The following is a 19,097-nucleotide window of genomic DNA, read 5'->3' as shown; positions in this document are numbered from 1 at the left end:
GTGTCGGTGGGTGTCAGCGCGGGGGCAGGCCGAAATGCTGCCGGATCCGATCGGCGACCGCCTCGGCCACGTGCTCCTGATCCGTCTGCAAATGAATGGTATGGCTGCGCTCTTCCGGAGTTAAGGGCTCGTACCAGGTTTGCTGCTCGTCCAGCAGTTCTTCAGTGGCTTCTGAGGCGTCTCCGCTGCGGTTCCGAATCCATTCCCGGCGCAATTCCTCGGGTGCATCGCAGTGCAGCAGCGCGAAAGGCACCGCCAGGTCCTCGGCGACACCGGCAAACAGCGAACGCTCACGCTCTTTCAGGCACGCTGCATCCACCACGACCGGCATACCTGCCGCCAGCAGCTGACCCGCCAATGTCGCCAGTCGCTGGTAGGTTTGCTCATTGGCTTCCTCGGTGTAGAGGTTGCCTCCGGTGGGTGACTTGCTGCTCTCCAGCGGCGCCAGCCCATGCATGCGTTTGCGCTCAACGTCGGAACGCAGCCGGATCAGCCCGAGGTCACCTGCCATCGCCGAGCAGACAAAGGATTTGCCACTGGCTGACAGGCCGGTTGAGGCCAGCAGGTAAGGGTTGGGGATAATGCTGTAGTCTTCAGCCAGCTGGGCATAGTCCCGGTAACGCTGATGCAGGCTCGCCTTCTCATCGTCGCTGAGGGCGGGATTGCCCAGGGTGAATAGGGCGATCTTCGCGCGAACCATGGCCCGGTAGGCCTTGTACAGCGGCAACAGGGGCAGGGCTTCGAAATCGTCCCGATACTCCAGGTAGGTGTTCAGGACCAGGTTCGCCAGCGCCTCTTCCTGCCGGGATTCCAGATCCATCAGCAGGAACGCGAGATCGTTGATGACATCGATCCAGCGGAAGGGCTCATTGAACTCGATGCAGTCGAAGACCGTGACTTTGCCGTCGTAGCTGGTGATGTTGGCCAGGTGCAGGTCACCATGGCATTCCCGCACCAGTCCCTTGGCACGGCGCTCGGCGATCAGTTCGCGATGGCGCTCAAAGGTGGTTTCGGTCCAGGCCTCGAGGTTGTCGAGCTGGGCCAGCAGGGTTTTATCATCAATCATCGGCCGAATCTGGTCGAAGTTCTCCTGCATGGCCGCGTACACGGCTTCCGGCGTCCCCAGCGGCTTGTCATCAGGCACCGGCGGCAACTGTTCGTGGAAGCCTGCAACCTGCCGGGCCAGATCGGTTAATGCCTCGGGTGCCAGCTCACCCTGTTCCTGCAGGCGATCAAACAGCTGACCCTGGCTGAATTGGCGCATTTTGATCACGTATTCGAAGGCTTCGCCGGAACCACCCAGTACTGGCTGTTCGGGGCTGCCGGTGATGGGCAGAACCTCCAGGTACAGGGGCTCTGCCAAACGACGGTTCAGGCGTAGCTCCTCTTCGCAAAAGTGCTTGCGGCGGGCCAGTGTCGAGAAGTCCAGGAAGCCGAAATCCATGGGTTTCTTGATCTTGTAGGCAAACTCACCGGTCAGGATGACCTGGGAAATGTGAGTTTCGATGACGTGAAATTCATGAACCGGGTGCGGGTACAGGTCGGCATTTTGCATTGCCTGAACCAGCGTGCCTGGGGAAGTCTCGCTCACAGTGTGCTCCTAATATGCTCTGGCTAATATGCTCTGGATAGTGCCCTGAACCTATTGAATTCTCTGGCCCTACTATAACGGGCGGATTACAGAAATAACACACAGTTGGCCTGCCTTTGGAGCGATCGCGTTCGGTATAATCGGCCCATGAAAAAATCGACCCCTTCCTCCAAGCGCAATAGAAAAACACCCCGCAAATCACCAAGAAACGGTCGCCGCCCGTGGTTCTGGCGTTTCGTCTTTCGCGCCAGTGCCATCGGTCTGGTCCTGCTGGCGGGGTGGACGGTCTACCTCGATGCGGTCATAACCTCGCGTTTCGAGGGCCGCCGCTTTGAAGTGCCGTCCCGGGTGTATGCCCGCCCTCTGGAACTTTATGACGGCGCCAGCATCAGCGCCAGCGCTCTGGAACGAGAGCTGGAGTTGTCCGGGTTCCGTAAGGGCGATGGTTCGCGGGCCGGTACCTATCAGCGCAGCGGCGGGCGCTTTGTCATCAGCACCCGTGGCTTCCTGTTTCCCGATGGACAAGAGCCCAGGCGCCGGCTGGCACTCACCGTGTACCGGGATCGGGTCGAGAATTTCTCGGTGTTGAGCGGCGAGGCTTCACCCATCGTCCGGCTGGAGCCCGCGCAGATCGGTGGTATTTACCCATCCCACAAAGAAGACCGGATTCTGGTGCAGCTGGAAGAAGTGCCGGCCCTGCTGCCGACCACTCTGATGGCAGTCGAGGATCGTAACTTTTTCGATCACGCCGGGATCGCGCCGCTGTCCATTGCCCGGGCGATGCTCGCCAACATTCGCGCCGGCGAGATCGTCCAGGGCGGCAGCACCCTGACCCAGCAGTTGGTCAAAAACTTTTTCCTGACCCGGGACCAGACCCTGGTGCGCAAGGGCAATGAGGCTCTTATGTCGCTGCTGTTGGAGCTGCACTACGAGAAAGGCGATATCCTTGAGACCTACCTGAACGAGGTCTACCTGGGGCAGGCGGGGACCCGCAGCATCAATGGTTTTGGTCTGGCCAGTCAGTTTTATTTCGGCGAATCCCTGCGTGACCTGCAGGAGCATCAGATCGCCCTGCTGGTGGGCATGGTTAAGGGGCCCAGTTATTACAACCCGCGCCGGCACCCGGAGCGCGCCACCAAACGCCGCAACCTGGTGCTGTCGGAGATGGAAGAGGCCGGCCTGATTGATTCGGTGCGGGCCGCCAAGGCCAGGGGCAAGCCTCTGGGTGTCAGTGCCCGTCCGTCCTACTCGGAAAACCGGTATCCGGCTTATATCGATCTGGTTCGTCGCCACCTGGCCCGGGATTACCGGGAAGAAGATTTGCGCAGCGAAGGCCTGCGGATCTTCACCACCCTGAACCCGGCCATTCAGAACGCGGCCGAGTATGCGGTGACCGACACCCTGGGCCGGCTGGCCAGTGGCGAAACCCGTAAGGCGCTGGAGGCGGCCATGGTAGTCACCGCGAAAGACAGCGGCGAGGTGCTGGCTCTGGTGGGAGGTCGCGATCCGCAATACGCCGGCTTCAACAGGGCACTGGATGCCAATCGCCCCATCGGCTCCCTGATCAAACCCTTTATCTACCTGGCAGCCCTGGAACAGCCCGAGCGGTACACCTTGATCACCCCGGTGCTGGATAAATCCTTCACTCTGGAGTTCGACGACGGCCGCCGCTGGCAACCGAAAAACTATGACAAGACCGAGCGCGGGGAGGTGCCGCTGCACGAGGCCCTGTCGCAGTCCTACAACCTGCCGGCGGTGCGGGTCGGGTTGGATATTGGGGTGGATGTGGTCAAGGACACGCTGCAGGCGTTCGGGGTAACGTCCTCGATCTCAGAGTACCCGTCCATGCTGCTGGGCTCGGTAACCATGAACCCGGTAACCGTGGCGCAGATGTACCAGGGGCTGGCGACTTCCGGCTTCAACACGCCGCTGCGCACCATTCGCGAAGTGACCGATGCTGGCGGGGAAGCGCTGTCCCGCTACAGCCTGGAAGTGGATCAGGTGGCCGATCCGGCCGCGGTGCATCTGGTGCAATACGCCATGCAGGAGACCATGCAGGAAGGTACCGGCAAGTCCGCCTATTACACGGTGCCCCGGGAGTTGACGCTGGCCGGTAAGACCGGAACCACGGACGACGGCCGGGATTCCTGGTTTGCCGGCTTCAGTGGGGATTTGCTGGCGGTGTCCTGGGTCGGCCGGGATGATAACGGCCCAACGTCGCTCACCGGCGCCAGTGGCGCACTGCCGGTCTGGTCCCGGTTCATGGCCCAGGTGCCCCAGCACAGCTTCTCGCCGGTGGTGCCGGATGGCGTGCAGTACCAGTGGGTGAACGCCGAGCGCCAGGCTCTGACCAAGGAGCATTGTAACGGCGCACGGCTGGTGCCGCTGATTTCCGGCAGCGAACCCACCCAGACGGTGTCCTGTTCTGGTAACCTGCAGCGGCAAATTGAAGGCTGGTTTGAGGGACTGTTCCGATGAATACGCGTTTTCTGATTTATTCCGCCACGGCGGCGGCGTTTCTGGGCCTGGCGGGCTGCGCGTCCGCACCGGGAGAATCCATCTACGTGCCGGCTGGCAGCAGCAGGGCTGAGGCGCCGGAGCCACCCGAGGCCAGCAGCAAAGACGACAAGCCGCGGGTATGGCGCAAGAGCGAGCAGCCGGAAGTGTCTGAACCGGCCGAGCCGGCTCCACGCAGCAGTTCGCCCAGCTACCGGGATGCCGGCGACAGCCTGTCACCGGCGGCCATCAGCCTGATTCGTGAAGCCGATAACCTGCTGGCCCAGGGTGATGCTCCGGCGGCCATCGCCCGGCTGGAACGGGCCCAGCGCATCGCACCTCGCTCGGCCGAGGTGTATTTCAAGCTATCGGAAGCCTACGTTGCCAGTGATCAGCTGGGTACGGCGGAGCAATTCACCTTGAAAGGGCTGTCATTGGCGGGCAGTAACGCACGCCTGCAGCGTTCAGGCTGGTTGCTGCTGGCGGATATTCGCCGGGCCCGGGGCAATGTCGCGGGGGCTGACCAGGCCGAGGCCAGGGCTGCCAATCTGTGAATCTCGAAAGTGCAGATAAGAAAAACCCCGCTGAAGAGCGGGGTTTTTTGGTGACAAGCGAATTGTCCATGCTTAGGGGGTCAACGGAATAGTTTCGGCCTGCGCCGTTTCTCCGGCAGTTACCGTTACGTTTTGTGTGCCGTCGAATTCGATGGCGTCATCCGCCTCGTTGTCGTCCAACTGACAACTGTAGCTGACAGTGTAATCACCCGCGGTCAGGAAGCCGGCGGTATAGGCGTACAGGCTGGTGTCGTCGTCAGGGGTTACCGGGATGACCAACAATGGGTTGCCGGTATCGTTATTCACATTCAGGTCGCTTGGCTCGACATCAGCGCCGGCAAAGATGTAGGCGGAGCCTTCGTAATTGCAGGAGCTTGTGGAGTTAATTGTGGCATGGTCCACCAATCCTGTGATCTTGCCCACCTCAAGGTTGTTAACGAGCCGCATGCTCGGCTTGAGCAGATAGTCCGCCAGTGAACCACCCTGAGGGTTCACAATGGATTTATGCACATCAAAATCGACAGTGAAGTCGGTGCTGGTGTCCGCCGCGACCACAAACTCACCTTTTAGCTTCAGGCCGCTCTGTTCGCCTGAAGGTACTGCAAGGGTATATTCAGTGGTGCCTTTGGACTCTCGCTTAACGAAGGAGTTGTCGGTATCGACGATCAGTCGGAGTTCGGTGTACGTTCCAGCCGGTACCTCCTCATCGGTAATGAGCGGGGCGCTTACGCCTCCCTGAAGCTCGAGCAGATTCTGACTTTCAAAGCCCTCCAGGGGGAAGCTGATCCAGTCGCCCTCGGCCGGTTTCAGCCGGAGCTCGGTGAAGGCAACGGTAACGTTGCTGAAGTCCGTGGCCGGAGCGTCTGTGACGCCAAACGATACAGTTCCGGTCTCACCGGAATCACTGCTGCCACCACCGCCGCAGGCCGCAATACCAGCCGCCAGTGCCGAAACTCCAAATAGTCGAAGTGACCGATACATAACAACCTCCTCAGTCCGTCCAAAGAAATCCATCGGCAACAAATGATCGCCGATTCTCTTTTTCACTTTAGCGACATGTTGGGGAAAGAGGTAGGAGTGTTAAGCAAACGTAACAGTCAGGATAGGTTGGCAAGCCGGGTCGGGAGACGACCCGGCGAGTTATTTTATGGGCTTAAAGTCCGGCGTTTTTCAAACGGTTGGCGTGCTGTTTGAAAACCGTTTTCGGGTCAGTCTCAAACAGGCTGTGCAGACCCAGGGCCTGATTCACTTCGTCCAGGTGGTTCATGAAGTAATTGTCGCGAATCACCTTGCCGAAGTGGTTGCTGCAGCGGCCAACCAGGCCATCGTTCTGGCTGAAGCCGAAGGCGAGGCTGGTGGTGCCCAGCAGGGCATCGGACGGATCCAGTACGTTGGTGAGTACGCCAGTACCGCCCCAGGAGTAGAAGCGAACTCCGTTGGCTGAGTGGGCGCCTTCACCGCAGGAAGTAGTGGGCATGCCGGCTGGCGCAAAGCGGTTGAATTCCGCACTGCCTTCAGAGGTCAGGGAATACAGGCTGGAGCGCAGGTCCTGGCTGTAGCCACCCCCGGAGATCAGATCGATCAGCCCACCCAGGGCATTACCCAGTGAAGCCGCCAGACTCTCCGCCGGAGAACCGTAGATCAGGTCTGCCACCGGTGAGCCTTGGTGAGGAGAGCCTACGGACGTTACCGAGGCCACCAGATCTGGCCGTACCCGGGCGATGTAGCGTGCGGTTGGGCCACCGTGGCTATGCCCCACCAGATTGACCTTGCCATACACCGCGGCAATGGCCTGCACCTGAGGCAGCAGCGCTTCGCCCCGGGCAATGGTGCTGTCCAGCGCTGGCACTTGCGTGGTGTAGACGTCGGCGCCGTATTTGCGCAGGTCTTCTGCCACGCCGTACCAGTAATCGACACCGGCAATGGAGTCGAAACCGAACATGCCATGGACGAGGACAATCGGATACCGGGTGTCGGTATAGTTCGAGGGAGTTGAGTTCCACCACCAGGCGGCAGCGGGAGCTGACCACGCCACAGCGCAGGCCAAAGCCATCACTTTGATCCAGGATTTCATTGTCGTTCCTACAGTTTGATGTTGTGTTTGTTATTCAAACTGCCCCGACGGGCTGGGTACTTGAGTGCATCCGTGCGCTGATTACTTTGTTGTGATTGTTGAGTCGTTACCGTCAGAGCATCTCTTGCGAGATCTGACCATAATTTGATCGATGCGGTGTGTAAGTCAATGCTACAGGGCGGGAGAGCGGGGAGTTCCGGGGCAGGTTGTGACGCTGGTCACAGGCATGGCCCGCGATGACACGTTGAACGTGGCGGTCATGCGGGCCGATGCGGTTAAAGCATGGCGGGTTAGAGCGTAGCCATGACTTTGTGGGCCGCGTTTACGGTGTGCTCGATATCGGCATCGGACAACGCCGCAGTAGTGAAGCCGGCTTCAAACGCCGACGGCGCCAGGTAAACGCCTTCTTTGAGCATGCCCTGGAAGAACTTCTTGAAGCGCTCAATATCGCAACCCATGACCTGGTCAAAGCGGGTTACCGATGTTTCGCTGGTGAAGAAGAATCCAAACATGCCGCCCGCGCTCTGCACCGCCAGGGGAATGCCGGCGGCGTCGGCAGCGGCCTTGAAGCCATCGCGCACGGCGTTGGTCTTCTCGGTCAGCCGATCATGGAAGCCGGGTTCGGAGATCGCATTCAGCGTGGTCAGGCCTGCACGCATGGCCAGCGGGTTACCGCTGAGGGTTCCGGCCTGGTATACCGGCCCCAGCGGCGAAATGTGTTCCATGATTTCGCGCTTGCCACCAAAGGCGCCGACCGGCAAACCGCCGCCGATGACCTTGCCCAGGGCGGTCAGGTCAGGTGTTACGCCGTAATATTCCTGGGCGCCACCACGGGAAACCCGGAACCCAGTCATCACCTCGTCAAAGATCAGTACCGTGCCGTGTTCGTCGCAGACTTCCCGCAGGCCTTCCAGGAAACCCGGTACCGGTGGAATGCAGTTCATGTTGCCGGCAACCGGTTCAACGATGATGGCGGCAATCTCGCCGCCCATCTTGGCGAAGGTTTCGCGCACGCTGTCGATGTCGTTGAAGGTCAGGGTCAGGGTGTGTTCCGCCAGGCTGGCGGGAATGCCCGGTGAGTTGGGCACACCCAGGGTCAGGGCGCCTGAACCGGCTTTAACCAGCAGGGAATCCACGTGGCCGTGATAGCAGCCCTCGAACTTGACGATCTTATCCCGGCCGGTGTAACCACGGGCCAGTCGTACCGCACTCATGGTCGCTTCGGTACCGGAGTTGACCATGCGCACCAGATCAATGGAGGGCACCAGTTCGCAGACCTTCTTGGCCATGTCGGTTTCCAGTGAGGTGGGTGCACCGTAGCCAATGCCCAGATCGACCTGGGCGTGCAGAGCCTCTTTGATGCGTGGGTCTGAGTGACCGAGGATCATCGGGCCCCAGGAGCCGATGTAATCGATATAGCGGCGGTCGTCCTCGTCGTACAGGTAAGCGCCTTCGGCGTGCTTGAAGAACACCGGGGTGCCACCCACGCCGCGAAAAGCCCGGACCGGGGAGTTCACACCGCCGGGAATGTATTTCTGGGCTTCTTCGAACAGAGTTTCGGAGTGTGTCATGGGCTGGGTCCTGTTATCTGGAGATTGAAAAAAGTGGATGATGTTCCTGGAACAGGCGGGTAAAGGCCCGGGCGCGCTGTTCGATGTCTGCCGGGCTGCCGCCGAATACGCCGCCGACCACCGCCAGCATGTCCGCTCCCGCCAGAATCAGCGGGGTACCGTTGTCCACGGTGATGCCGCCGATCGCCGTGAGTGGGCGCTGAAACCGCTTGGCGCTGGTCAGTACCGACGGGTTGGCGGCCGGCGCATTGGGCTTGGTGCCCGAATGGTAGAAGCGGCCAAACGCCAGGTAGCTGGCGCCGGTGTCGTAGGCCTTTTGCGCCAGCTCAAGGTCAGCGTGACAGGTGATACCGATGATCGCGTCTTCTCCCAGTGCCTCCCGGGCCTGGCGATGAGAACCGTCGGTCTGGCCGAGGTGAACGCCGGCGGCGCCAATGCGTCGGGCCAGCTCCACATCATCGTTGATCAACAGCGGCACACCGGCATTCGAGCATATCGCCTGAAGGTCCTGGGCCTGGCGGATTCGGTCCGGCATGGGCGCCGACTTCTCGCGGTATTGTACCAAAACAGCGCCACCACGCAGAGCCGCTTCCACCGAGGCAATCAAGGATTCCGGGGGTGTCAGCTTGCTGTCGGTAATGGCGTAAAGCCCGGGCTGGAGACTGTTGCTCATCGTTCCCACACGATACCCCGATCGGGCACTGGCTGGCCTTTGCCCACTTCCAGAGCGTGCAGGATGGCGCGGTTAACGTAGTTCTGGGCCTGAGATATGGCCGCCCGGGGCGACAGGCCACTGGCCCGGCCAGCAGCAATGGCCGCGGCGAGCGTGCATCCGGTGCCATGATATTCACCACCCACGCGTTCGATTTCCCAGGTCATCGGGTCCGGGGCGTGGTTGAACAGGGTGTTGACGATGTGCGGCCCGGTGCCGTGGCCGCCGGTCGCCAGCACTGACTTGCAGCCTCCGTCGAGCAGGTTCTGGGCCGCCTGGGCCGGGTCACCGTGGTCACCCAGCATGCTCAGTTCGATGCCGTTTGGAGTGATCATTTCGGCCAGAGGGAACAGGCGCTGTTTCATCGCGGCAATCAGGTCGTCATCGGCCAGGTCGCCGCCACCGGCAGCCTTGATCACCGGATCGGTAATCACTGGAATGGCCGGGTGCTGGGCGAGAAACTCCACCAGAACATCGACAATGGCCGCGTTGCCCAGGGCGCCGGTTTTAATGGCGTGAATCGGGGCGTCGTCGGCCACACACTTCAGCTGCTTTCGGACTAGCTCGGCATCAACGGCTTCGGCGCCGTATACGTTGGTGGTGTCCTGCACGGTCAGGCAGGTCAGCACAGGCAGTGGGTGACAACCCAGCGAGGTTACGGCCTGAATATCAGCCTGAATGCCGGCACCGCCCGAGGGGTCCAGGCCGGACAGGATCAAAACCTGAGGTCGGGTATAGCGTTTGATGACTTGGCTCCTTCGAAGTGTTTTAAAAACCTAGAAAGGTCTCACAACGGCCAGAATAACAACGGCCAGCAGGACAAACACCGGCAATTCGTTAAACCAGCGGTAAAACACGTGGCTGCGGGTGTTGCGGTCGTCACGGAACACCTTGACCAGATGGCCGCAGTAGAAATGATATACGACCAGTAGCGCGACCAGCACAAGTTTGGCGTGCAGCCAGCCCTGGCTGGCATAACCGGACGGATTGTAGCTGATCAGCCAGAAGCCAAAGATCAGCGTGGCAACCATCGAGGGCGTAGTGATGCCCCGATACAGTTTGCGCTCCATGATCTTGAAGCGTTCGCGGCCTGGCTCGTCCTCGCAGGCGGCGTGATACACGAACAGCCTGGGCAGATAAAAAATGCCGGCGAACCAGCACACCATTGAGATTATGTGAAAGGCTTTCACCCACAGCATGGTTTAGCTCCGTCGGTATTGGTAATGGCTTTCGATATCGGATTTCAGCACCACGCCGTAAACCCGCTGGATCATCGGTGCGACATGCCTTTGTACGTACAGAGCCTCGGCATTGGTTGTATCGAATTCGTTCAGGGCCTCCTCCAGCGTGGCCTGATACTGCACCGGCGCCACGTCACGGCGATTGGCCGGGATGTTCATCAGGTCCACGGCTTCCGGCTCCCCGGATTCATCTTCAGCCTTGGGCCGTTTCGTGTCCTCCAGGTACCGGGCCAGATCGACAGCGGGCAGCAGCGCAGTGGGTCCGTTACTGCCTTCGACAATCAACCATTTCGGTTCGGATTTCAGCACCCTGTGGGCTTCTTCGACCGTCAGGTGGCGTTCAGTGCGGAGAATGCTCCGATCCATGATGGCGCCCACGGAGACCCGTCTCAGCGCCTGGGTAATCGGTGAATTCTGATAGCTCAGCCCCTGGCTCTTCAGGATGGTCAGGAACAGGGATTTCTTCCCGAAGGCCTCACTGGTGACCAGGCTGGAGGTGGTAATGATCAGCATGCCGGGCAGAATGATTTTGGGGTTGCGGGTCAGCTCCATCAGTGCCATCAGTGCGGCCAGCGGGGCCTGCAGCACAGCGCCCATCATCGCGCCCATGCCCAGCATGGCGTAGAGGCCAACCGATGACGCCTGCTCCGGCAGGATCTGGGCGCCGATCAGGCCCATGGCGCCGCCCAGGGTAGCGCCCATGAACAGGGTTGGGCCGATAACCCCGCTGGGCATGCCCAGGCCAATGCTGAGTGAAGTGATCAGCAGCTTGGACACGCCAATGCCCAGCAGCAGCCAGAAACCAAGCTGGCCGTTGATGGTCTCGTTCACCGTGTCGTAGCCGATACCCATGGTTTCCGGCATCAGGATGGCGAACGGCACCATCAGCAATCCGGCCAGGGCGATCCTGAGCATAACCGGGCGGTTCTGGTGGCGCCCCATCAGTTCCACCAGATGAATAAAAACTGCTGCGGCAATGCCGATGATGATCGCAATCACCAGTACCCAGGGGATTTCCAGCAGCGAATTCATGGTCAGGGCCGGCACGTTAAAGGCCGGTTCCGAGCCGTAGACGGCCTGGGTGACAATGGCCGCACTCACTGCCGCCAAAATGATCGGCGTAAAGCCGGCGATGGTGTACTCCATCATCACCACTTCCATGGCGAAGATGACACCGGAAATGGGGGTGTTGAACGACGCCGAGATTGCGGCGGCGCAGCCACAGGCCACCAGGGTGCGGATGCTGTTGTTGGGCAGGCGCATCCACTGGCCCATCAGGCTGGAGAAAGCAGCGCCCAGGTGCACTGCGGGGCCTTCACGGCCCGCCGACTGGCCCGTCACTACGGTAGCCACGCCGGCCACAAACTGGACCACGGCGCTGCGGAACGGGATGTAGCCCTGGTGATAGTTCAGCCGCTCCATGACGTGAACAATCCCGACCTTGCGGTCCTGGACTGCCAGCCGGTGGAGTATGAAACCCAGGATCAGGGCGCCGGTGAGTGGCAGCAATCCCCGGGTCAGCAGGTCCAGATCTTCAAAGGATTCCGAGCCGTCCCCGGGCAGGAAGTATTCAAGGGGCCATTCGATCGCTAATCGAAACACCAGGATGACTCCGCCGGTGACCAGTCCTGATAAGAGGCCAAGCACCGCCAGCTGCGGCAGGGCATCAACGCCGGATAGCCGGCGCCGGAAAAGCGGGATGAGTTGCTCGGTAATCTGATGCCAGAGTTTTTGCATGAACGCCGGAGTTCCGGTTAGGTGCGATGGGGTAACAGCGCCTTTTGGACCACATTGTAACGGTCGCCCTGCTAGCTGCAATAAGTCCTTGGTTTATCATGGTAGACTACGGGGTCAATCCTCCTATCCCCGAGATGACGTCACTGGAGACGCTGGAGAATAAGGTGATAAAAGTAGGCATCGTTGGTGGCACCGGATATACCGGTGTCGAACTGCTGAGAATTTTGGCAGTTCATCCGGAAGTTACCGTCAATTGCATCACTTCCCGGTCGGAAGCAGGTATGCCTGTTGCTGACATGTATCCGAATTTACGCGGGCATTACGACCTGGCCTTTTCCGAGCCGGAAGCCGACGTGCTCAAAGCTTGTGATCTGGTGTTTTTTGCCACGCCTCACGGTGTCTGCATGCGCATGGTGCCTGAACTGATGGCAGCGGGGGTTCGGGTGGTTGATCTGTCGGCCGACTTCCGCCTGAAAGATCTCGATGTCTGGGCAAACTGGTACGGCATGCCCCACGAAAGCGCGGAGTGGGCGGATAAGGCCGTTTACGGGTTGCCGGAGGTAGCCCGTGGTGCCATTCGTGAAGCCCAGCTGGTTGCCAATCCGGGTTGTTACCCAACAGCCGTGCAGCTTGGTTTCCTGCCGCTGCTGGAGAACGAATTGGTTGACCCGGCCCGCCTGATCGCCGACGCCAAGTCCGGTGCCAGCGGCGCCGGCCGGCAAGGCAAAATCGGCATGCTGCACGGCGAAGTGGGAGAGAGCTTCAAGGCGTACGGCGCCTCGGGCCACCGTCATTTGCCTGAAATCAGACAGGGACTGGCAGGTGCGGCCGGAACCGATGTTGGCGTCACCTTTGTTCCGCACCTGATCCCGATGATCCGTGGTATTGAGGCTACCCTTTACGCCGAGCTGAAGAATCCGGCGGATTTTGACCGGCTGCAGAGCCTGTTCGAAGCGCGTTTCGAGGATGAGCCGTTCGTTGATGTCATGCCGTTTGGAAGCCACCCGGAAACACGCAGTGTCCGGGGTGCCAATCAGTGCCGAATGGCGCTGCACCGGCAGGAGCAGAGCAATATTGTCATCGTCTCCTCGGTGATTGATAACCTGGTGAAGGGCGCAGCCGGACAGGCGGTTCAGAACATGAATATCATGTTTGGCCTGAAAGAAACGCTTGGGCTGGAAGCCCCGGCACTTCTGCCATAGGGAGCGGTGGTGAGCCAGGATCAAAAGCCCGAGCACGAGTATGTGGTGATCCGCCACCGGCCAGGTTACCGGCTGCGGCGGACCGCCATACTGCTGGCGTTTTCCATCATCTCGGCCATTGCCGGCTACGCCACCGGGCTGTCTCAGGGTGGCTTGCGCTCTTCCAGTGCTGAAGCGTCTAAGCAGGTGCTGGAAGAAGAGCTGGATTCGCTTCGGACCAAGTACACCGAGGCGCGCCAGCAGGTCATTAATCTTGAGCGAGGCCGGGCCATTGACGGCCAGGCTATAAAGCAGGCCCGGACGACCATTGTGAAGCTGGAAACCCGGATTGCATCGCTGAAATCAGATCTGACGTTCTATAAAAACATCATGGCCCCTTCGGAAATCAGCAAGGGGCTTCAGGTGGACAGCTTTACGCTGGCCCCCGACCGGCAGCCCGGCGCCTACGACTTCAAGCTGGTGCTGACCCAGGTGGGTAATAATAAAAGCTATATTTCAGGCGTGGTGGCGGTTAACGTCATAGGCCTGCGTGACGAAGAGAAAGAAGTCATCGCCTTGCGTGACCTGTCTCAGGATATTGAGGACCTTGGTGTAAAATTCCGCTTCCGCTATTTTCAGGATGTGGAAGGTGTGCTGGCGCTGCCAGACGGATTCGAACCGATCGAAATCCAGGTGGTGGCTCAGGCTGAGGGGCGAAAATCCTCACAGGCCGAACGAACATTCGACTGGGATGACCTAACGGAGAAGTAACATGTTTGGAAATAAAAAACAGAAACCGCGCCGCGCCTCAGGCCATTTTGACACACTGATCTCGTCCCGCACCCGGGTTGATGGCGACGTGCAGTTTTCTGGCGGTTTGCATGTGGATGGCCACATCCATGGCAAAGTGATTGCCGAGGAGGGCAGCGATGCCGTCCTGCGGATCTCGGAAATTGGTGAAGTCTCTGGTGACATCGTGGCGCCGCACGTCATCATTAACGGCACCGTTCACGGTGATGTCTACGCCTCCGCTCATCTTGAACTGGCGGAAAAAGCCTCGATCAATGGCAACGTCTATTACAACCTAATCGAAATGGCGATGGGGGCCTCGGTTAACGGTAACCTGGTGCATCAGCGCGAGCCAACAGGCCTGCTGACCAACGACCAGGGCCGGTCCAATTCCGGCAGTCAGCCGGAAACCCGTGTTTCTGACGAATTGGCGACGGACACCGCCGATGGTGGAAAGTCCGAATAGTTGATTGTTTTACTCAGGAATACCATAATCGTTCGAGTCGTAACCACGTAAACCGGAGGCAAACTTGAGTGTAGTCCAGCAACAAATGGCCGCCCCGCTGTTCTTCAGTGACAGCGCTGTTGCCAAGGTGCGGGAGTTGATTGAGGAAGAAGAGAACCCCAATCTTAAGCTACGTGTGTTTGTCACCGGTGGTGGTTGCTCGGGCTTCCAGTATGGGTTTTCGTTCGACGACAGTCAGGACGAAGAGGACACCGTGGTAGAAAGGGATGGAGCCAGCCTGCTGGTCGACCCGATGAGCTATCAGTATCTCGTGGGCGCTACCATTGAGTACCAGGAAGGCCTCCAGGGCTCACAGTTTGTGGTTCAGAACCCGAACGCCAGCTCTACCTGTGGTTGTGGCAGCTCGTTCTCGATCTGACGAGGGCCGGCCGGTAAGGCGCGCATTAAAAAAGGAGAGCCATTGGCTCTCCTTTTTTGTTTCTCGCATCAGCAGAGCCAGAGTGTCAGGCGTGATGAATGGCACCGAGGATTCTTGGACCCCGTGCGCCAGTCACTTCCGCCAGATTGCCGGGCTGCCCCGCCAATGATTGTTGCGCCAGCCACGCAAAGGCGACCGGCTCAACCCATTGGGGGTTCAGGCCCAGATCACTGGTAATGGCCAGGGGCGCCGGGCCCAATGCCTGTTCCAGTTCCCGCATCAGCACCGGATTCCGGGTACCACCGCCGCAGGCGTACACCCGCAGGGCCGGAGCTTCCGGCAGCTGCTGAACAATGCTGGTGACTGTGAGTTGCAGCAGGGTTCGCTGCACGTCTTCAGCCGGAAGGTCGGGGTGTCGGCGCACCAGGGTTTTTACCCACTCCAGGTTAAACCGTTCCTTGCCGGTGCTTTTGGGAGCCGGGCGGGAGAAGTACGCGTCTGACAGCATGTCGTGCAGCAAAGCCTGATTGACGGTGCCTTCCTCGGCCCAGTGGCCGTCGGTATCGTAAGGCAAGCCAGTCTGGTTCAGGCACCAGGCATCCATGAGGGCATTGGCCGGGCCGGTATCGAATCCGGTCACCGGTTTGCCGTCGTCCGCGGGAATCCAGGTGATGTTGGCAATGCCGCCCAGGTTCAGAATGCACCGGTCCTCAGTGCCCGAATTGAAAAATGCCTTGTGAAAGGCCGGTACCAGAGGGGCACCCTGGCCGCCCGCGGCCATATCCCGGCGCCGGAAATCGGCCACGGTGGTGATGCCGGTCCGTTCTGCGATCACTGACGGGTTGCCAATCTGGATGGAAAACGGTGCCGAGCCGGACGGTTGATGCCGGATGGTCTGGCCGTGACTGCCGATGGCGCGAATGGATGTGGGCGATATATCGGAGGCTTCAATCAGCTGGCAGGCGGCGTCGGCAAAGAGCGCGCCGGTCAGGGTGTCCAGTTCGCCAATCTCATCGGGAGTGCCCTGGTTCTGGCTGACAGCCAGGAGCCGATGTCGAAGGTCGTCCGGGTAATTCAGGGTCTGGGAGGCATGTACTTCTACTGAGTGACCGTTGAACGACACCAGCACGGCGTCAATGCCGTCCATGCTGGTGCCGGACATGAGTCCGATCCAGGCATCCATGCCCGTTATTCGTCCGATGCTAAAGCAAGTTGCTGAAAGTTTTCACGAAAGCCATTGAACTGCGCCAGCCGCTGCTCGGTATGGCGCTTGAACCGCGCCATTTCTGAGGCAGGCACCGGCTTGGCATCCGGAAGCTTGACCGTGCGGGAGTTGCGCGGCGAGCCATTCAGGCGGAATTCGTAGTGCAGGTGCGGACCAGTGACCATGCCGGACGAGCCAACGTAGCCGATGGTTTCACCTTGTTTCACCCGCGCGCCTTTCTTGATGCCTTTGCCCAGGCGGCTCATGTGTGCATACAGGGTAGTGATGTTGTCACCGTGCTGCAGAATAACGGTGCGGCCGTAACCTCCCTTCCAGCCGGAAAAGCGAACTCTGCCAGCGCCTGCGGCCTTGATCGGTGTGCCTGTTGGCGCGCCGTAGTCGGTGCCTTCATGGGGCCGGACTACATCCAGTACCGGGTGGCGGCGCTGCAGATTAAAGGCGGAGGATACCCGGGCGTTGATTGGCGTTCTCAGGAACGCCTTGCGCATGCTCTTGCCGTTCGGGGCGTAGTAGTCACTGTCACCGTTGCTGTCGGTGTAGAGCAGGGCGGTGTTGTCTTCGCCACGGTTCACAAAGCGTGCCGACAATATGCGGCCGGTGTCGAATTTCTCACCGTCGAGATACAGTTCTTCGTAAACCACTTCGAAACGATCGCCCTTGCGGACATCGTAAACAAAGTCGATTTCCCAGCCGAAAATGCCCGCCAGTTCCATGGTCAGGCGGTCGTTCAGACCGGCTTCACGAGCGGAAAGGTAAAGGGAGCCGTCAATGGTACCGGATGCAAATGCCGGGCGTGCCTCCGGTTCCCGCATCACGGTCTGGCCGGCAAAGCCTTCTTCCCCTTTTTCGATTTTCAGGGATTCTAGCAGACTGCGTTGCAGTTCAACGGCGGCCAGGTCACCGGTTTCGTTGGTGGCAAACCGGATGGTCTCGCCAGCGTACAGGCGCTGAAGTTTGTCTGCTTCGCCTTCGCCGTGGATGACCGACAGCATGATGCCATCGTTAAAGCCGGCTTTCTTGAATAAGGAAGACAGTGTGTCGCCTGATTTGATCTTGTAGGTCTGCCAGTCGAGCGCGGGCTCAGCGGCAGGTACTGGTTCGGTCACCGTGGCCTGTTGCTCGGTATCCGCCACTGGAGCCTGTTCTTCAACCACTACCTGGGCTGGCGCCTCGGGCGCAGACGCTTCTACGGTACCATTATCAGACACCGTTCCTTGCTCCAGATCCAGCGCATAGGACATACGCTTGGCTTCGACCTGGGAACTAGGGCTCATTAAAATGGCGGCAGTCACTACAACGGTGGCAGCGGCGGCAATGGTAAGGTGTGTTTTGGGAAACATATTCAGCACGTATCGCACCCGTTTTAATCGGTATTTCGGTAGGTTGAACTACCTAATTAAAGCTGTTGTTCAAGTATAGACAAACAGATTACCGTATAAAATGCATGCGGGACAGCGTGGAACATTACGGTAACTGCTCCATCCTCCGGATTTCTTCGGGTGGCATTGTTATAATACGCCGCCCTGCCCAGTCAGAGTTGGTCAAAAACTAGGCAAATCTACTGTAGCAGGAGTGCAGGTAACTCACAGATTTCTTTTGTAGAAGTCTGTAACTGTCAGAATCCATCTAGGTAAAAACTGGGGACGTGTTGTTCATGGCATCTATTGATGAGGCGTTGGCCGTAATCAAGCGCGGCGTTGACGAGCTTATTCCCGAAGAGGGGCTGGTTGAGAAGTTAAAGGAAGGTCGCCCGCTTCGAATCAAGGCAGGTTTCGATCCCACCGCCCCGGATCTGCATCTTGGGCACACCGTCCTTATTAACAAGCTAAGGCAATTCCAGGATCTCGGTCATGAGGTGATGTTCCTTATTGGGGATTTCACCGGGATGATCGGCGACCCCACGGGTAAAAGTGCAACGCGTCCCCCTTTAACAGAAGAGCAGGTTGCCCAGAACGCCCTCAGTTATAAGGAGCAGGTGTTTAAAATTCTCGATCCGGCCAAGACCCGTGTCATGTTCAACTCCGAATGGATGAGCAAGATGAGCGCGGCCGACATGATCAAGCTGGCTGGGCAGTACACCGTGGCGCGGATGCTGGAGCGTGATGATTTTACCAAGCGCTACCGCGCCGAGCAGTCCATCGCGATTCATGAGTTTCTGTATCCCCTGGTGCAGGGCTACGACTCGGTGGCCATGGAAGCTGACGTTGAGCTGGGCGGGACAGATCAGAAGTTCAACCTGTTGATGGGGCGAATTCTGCAGAAAGCCTATGGCCAGACTCCGCAGGCCATTCTCACCATGCCGATCCTTGAAGGGCTGGATGGTGTCCAGAAGATGTCCAAGTCATTGGGCAACTATATAGGTGTGAACGATTCCCCTGGTGAGATGTACACCAAGCTGTTGTCCATGCCGGACGATTTGCTTTGGCGTTACTATGAGCTGCTGAGCTTCCGGCCGCTGGCGGAGGTGGATGAGTTCCGCAAGGCTGTAGACGGTGGCGCCAATCCCCAGGACTATAAAAAGCTGCTGGCGGAAGAGATCATTACCCGCTTCCATGATAAAGAAGCTGCCGAGTCTGCGCACAAGTCTGCTGGTAACCGAGTGGCGCTTGGTGCGATTCCTGAAAACGTACCTACAGTAGAGGTGTCACTGGATGGGCAGTCGGAAATCCCGATGGCCTCGGTTCTGCGTTTGGCGGGTCTGGTGAAGAACGGTGCGGCAGCCCGGGATGTTCTCGGTCGTGGTGCGGTCTTTGTGGATGGCGAGCAATTTGAGGGTGATCGGCTCTTTAAAGAGGGTGATGACTGTGTGGTGCAGGCCGGAAAGAAGAAGATTGCCCGGGTAGTGATCACTGCGTGATCGATTTACGGCGATTTTGAGTTTTTTTCAGAATCGCCGTTGACACCTCTCAGCAGGTCTGTAGAATGCGCATCTCTTCTGAGGGACAAGCCACTGACACAGCGGCTACCGAGGAAGGCAACCGTTTGAAATTGTTGAAGAAATTGAGTTTCAAAATTCTTCAGAAAGCGGTTGACAGAGAGGTG

General features: G+C 59.1%; 18 protein-coding genes. 7 read left to right on the top strand and 11 right to left on the bottom strand.

Features of this window, described 5'->3' with window-relative positions:
- Nucleotides 1-13: 13 nt before the first annotated feature.
- Nucleotides 14-1,555 carry a bifunctional aminoglycoside phosphotransferase/ATP-binding protein gene (locus tag FGO67_RS00085; RefSeq protein ID WP_238942193.1) on the bottom strand — a complete coding sequence of 514 codons (1,542 nt, stop codon included), beginning with the start codon at nt 1,553-1,555 and terminating at the stop codon, nt 14-16.
- A gap of 183 nt (nt 1,556-1,738) precedes the next feature.
- Here FGO67_RS00085 and mrcB point away from each other — a divergent pair, with 183 nt between their 5' ends.
- On the top strand, nt 1,739-4,069 hold the full coding sequence (mrcB, locus tag FGO67_RS00080; protein WP_203298722.1) for a penicillin-binding protein 1B: 2,331 nt from the start codon (nt 1,739-1,741) through the stop codon (nt 4,067-4,069).
- On the top strand, nt 4,066-4,641 hold the full coding sequence (locus FGO67_RS00075; RefSeq protein WP_203298721.1) for a tetratricopeptide repeat protein: 576 nt from the start codon (nt 4,066-4,068) through the stop codon (nt 4,639-4,641). The genes mrcB and FGO67_RS00075 overlap by 4 nt, the downstream gene beginning before the upstream one ends.
- A 72-nt stretch (nt 4,642-4,713) precedes the next feature.
- Here the strand turns inward: FGO67_RS00075 and FGO67_RS00070 are convergent, their stop codons facing one another.
- From FGO67_RS00070 to FGO67_RS00040, 7 genes are all read right to left on the bottom strand, one after another.
- Entirely contained in the window at nt 4,714-5,622 is a 909-nt protein-coding gene (locus FGO67_RS00070) for a DUF4382 domain-containing protein (RefSeq protein ID WP_203298720.1), read from the bottom strand.
- A gap of 172 nt (nt 5,623-5,794) precedes the next feature.
- Nucleotides 5,795-6,715: a lipase family alpha/beta hydrolase gene (locus tag FGO67_RS00065; protein ID WP_203298719.1), complete on the bottom strand. Its 921-nt coding sequence runs from the start codon at nt 6,713-6,715 to the stop codon at nt 5,795-5,797.
- Between the two features lie 290 nt (nt 6,716-7,005).
- Nucleotides 7,006-8,286: a glutamate-1-semialdehyde 2,1-aminomutase gene (gene hemL, locus FGO67_RS00060; protein WP_203298718.1), complete on the bottom strand. Its 1,281-nt coding sequence runs from the start codon at nt 8,284-8,286 to the stop codon at nt 7,006-7,008.
- Between the two features lie 13 nt (nt 8,287-8,299).
- The gene (gene thiE / locus FGO67_RS00055) at nt 8,300-8,968 is read right to left on the bottom strand and encodes a thiamine phosphate synthase (protein WP_203298717.1); all 669 of its coding nucleotides are present in this window, start codon (nt 8,966-8,968) and stop codon (nt 8,300-8,302) included.
- Nucleotides 8,956-9,714: a bifunctional hydroxymethylpyrimidine kinase/phosphomethylpyrimidine kinase gene (gene thiD / locus FGO67_RS00050; RefSeq protein WP_203299899.1), complete on the bottom strand. Its 759-nt coding sequence runs from the start codon at nt 9,712-9,714 to the stop codon at nt 8,956-8,958. The genes thiE and thiD overlap by 13 nt, the downstream gene beginning before the upstream one ends.
- 60 nt (nt 9,715-9,774) lie before the next feature.
- Nucleotides 9,775-10,197: a protoporphyrinogen oxidase HemJ gene (gene hemJ, locus FGO67_RS00045; protein WP_203298716.1), complete on the bottom strand. Its 423-nt coding sequence runs from the start codon at nt 10,195-10,197 to the stop codon at nt 9,775-9,777.
- Between the two features lie 3 nt (nt 10,198-10,200).
- Nucleotides 10,201-11,976 (bottom strand): chloride channel protein, encoded by a 1,776-nt coding sequence (locus FGO67_RS00040; RefSeq protein WP_203298715.1) that lies wholly within the window; start codon nt 11,974-11,976, stop codon nt 10,201-10,203.
- A 164-nt stretch (nt 11,977-12,140) separates the two neighbouring features.
- Here FGO67_RS00040 and argC point away from each other — a divergent pair, with 164 nt between their 5' ends.
- From argC to erpA, 4 genes are all read left to right on the top strand, one after another.
- On the top strand, nt 12,141-13,178 hold the full coding sequence (argC, locus tag FGO67_RS00035) for an N-acetyl-gamma-glutamyl-phosphate reductase (RefSeq protein WP_203298714.1): 1,038 nt from the start codon (nt 12,141-12,143) through the stop codon (nt 13,176-13,178).
- Nucleotides 13,179-13,187: 9 nt separating this feature from the next.
- Complete coding sequence (locus tag FGO67_RS00030) at nt 13,188-13,928, top strand: DUF6776 family protein (protein WP_203298713.1); 741 nt, start codon at nt 13,188-13,190, stop codon at nt 13,926-13,928.
- A 1-nt stretch (nt 13,929) separates the two neighbouring features.
- On the top strand, nt 13,930-14,412 hold the full coding sequence (locus FGO67_RS00025) for a bactofilin family protein (RefSeq protein WP_203298712.1): 483 nt from the start codon (nt 13,930-13,932) through the stop codon (nt 14,410-14,412).
- Nucleotides 14,413-14,497: 85 nt separating this feature from the next.
- The gene (erpA, locus tag FGO67_RS00020) at nt 14,498-14,830 is read left to right on the top strand and encodes an iron-sulfur cluster insertion protein ErpA (protein ID WP_238942190.1); all 333 of its coding nucleotides are present in this window, start codon (nt 14,498-14,500) and stop codon (nt 14,828-14,830) included.
- An 85-nt stretch (nt 14,831-14,915) separates the two neighbouring features.
- On the opposite strand, the gene FGO67_RS00015 is transcribed toward erpA, so the two are convergent.
- Together FGO67_RS00015 and FGO67_RS00010 are read right to left on the bottom strand one after the other, a co-directional pair.
- The gene (locus tag FGO67_RS00015; RefSeq protein WP_203298710.1) at nt 14,916-16,013 is read right to left on the bottom strand and encodes an anhydro-N-acetylmuramic acid kinase; all 1,098 of its coding nucleotides are present in this window, start codon (nt 16,011-16,013) and stop codon (nt 14,916-14,918) included.
- A gap of 5 nt (nt 16,014-16,018) precedes the next feature.
- Nucleotides 16,019-17,404, bottom strand: coding sequence for a peptidoglycan DD-metalloendopeptidase family protein (locus tag FGO67_RS00010; protein WP_203298709.1), 1,386 nt, complete (start codon nt 17,402-17,404; stop codon nt 16,019-16,021).
- A gap of 305 nt (nt 17,405-17,709) precedes the next feature.
- Here FGO67_RS00010 and tyrS point away from each other — a divergent pair, with 305 nt between their 5' ends.
- Nucleotides 17,710-18,912: a tyrosine--tRNA ligase gene (tyrS, locus tag FGO67_RS00005; protein ID WP_203298708.1), complete on the top strand. Its 1,203-nt coding sequence runs from the start codon at nt 17,710-17,712 to the stop codon at nt 18,910-18,912.
- A gap of 5 nt (nt 18,913-18,917) precedes the next feature.
- Here the strand turns inward: tyrS and FGO67_RS17005 are convergent.
- Nucleotides 18,918-19,097, bottom strand: a 180-nt coding sequence (locus FGO67_RS17005) for a hypothetical protein (RefSeq protein ID WP_238942110.1), incomplete at its 5' end; no start/stop codon positions are given.

This window comes from Marinobacter sediminum (genome assembly GCF_016820575.1).
Lineage (GTDB): Bacteria > Pseudomonadota > Gammaproteobacteria > Pseudomonadales > Oleiphilaceae > Marinobacter > Marinobacter sediminum.
The sequence above is the reverse complement of the archived record's forward strand: the minus strand, read 5'-3'. Positions and strand labels throughout refer to the sequence as shown.

Bases quoted from the DNA above. Each gene is read 5' to 3' on its own strand.
- tyrS (WP_203298708.1), top strand. From the start codon at position 17,710: ATGGCATCTATTGATGAGGCGTTGGCCGTAATCAAGCGCGGCGTTGAC.
- FGO67_RS00085 (WP_238942193.1), bottom strand. From the start codon at position 1,555: ATGCAAAATGCCGACCTGTACCCGCACCCGGTTCATGAATTTCACGTC.
- hemJ (WP_203298716.1), bottom strand. From the start codon at position 10,197: ATGCTGTGGGTGAAAGCCTTTCACATAATCTCAATGGTGTGCTGGTTC.
- mrcB (WP_203298722.1), top strand. From the start codon at position 1,739: ATGAAAAAATCGACCCCTTCCTCCAAGCGCAATAGAAAAACACCCCGC.
- FGO67_RS00070 (WP_203298720.1), bottom strand. From the start codon at position 5,622: ATGTATCGGTCACTTCGACTATTTGGAGTTTCGGCACTGGCGGCTGGT.
- hemL (WP_203298718.1), bottom strand. From the start codon at position 8,286: ATGACACACTCCGAAACTCTGTTCGAAGAAGCCCAGAAATACATTCCC.
- FGO67_RS00015 (WP_203298710.1), bottom strand. From the start codon at position 16,013: ATGGATGCCTGGATCGGACTCATGTCCGGCACCAGCATGGACGGCATT.
- FGO67_RS00065 (WP_203298719.1), bottom strand. From the start codon at position 6,715: ATGAAATCCTGGATCAAAGTGATGGCTTTGGCCTGCGCTGTGGCGTGG.
- FGO67_RS00075 (WP_203298721.1), top strand. From the start codon at position 4,066: ATGAATACGCGTTTTCTGATTTATTCCGCCACGGCGGCGGCGTTTCTG.
- erpA (WP_238942190.1), top strand. From the start codon at position 14,498: ATGGCCGCCCCGCTGTTCTTCAGTGACAGCGCTGTTGCCAAGGTGCGG.
- FGO67_RS00040 (WP_203298715.1), bottom strand. From the start codon at position 11,976: ATGCAAAAACTCTGGCATCAGATTACCGAGCAACTCATCCCGCTTTTC.
- FGO67_RS00025 (WP_203298712.1), top strand. From the start codon at position 13,930: ATGTTTGGAAATAAAAAACAGAAACCGCGCCGCGCCTCAGGCCATTTT.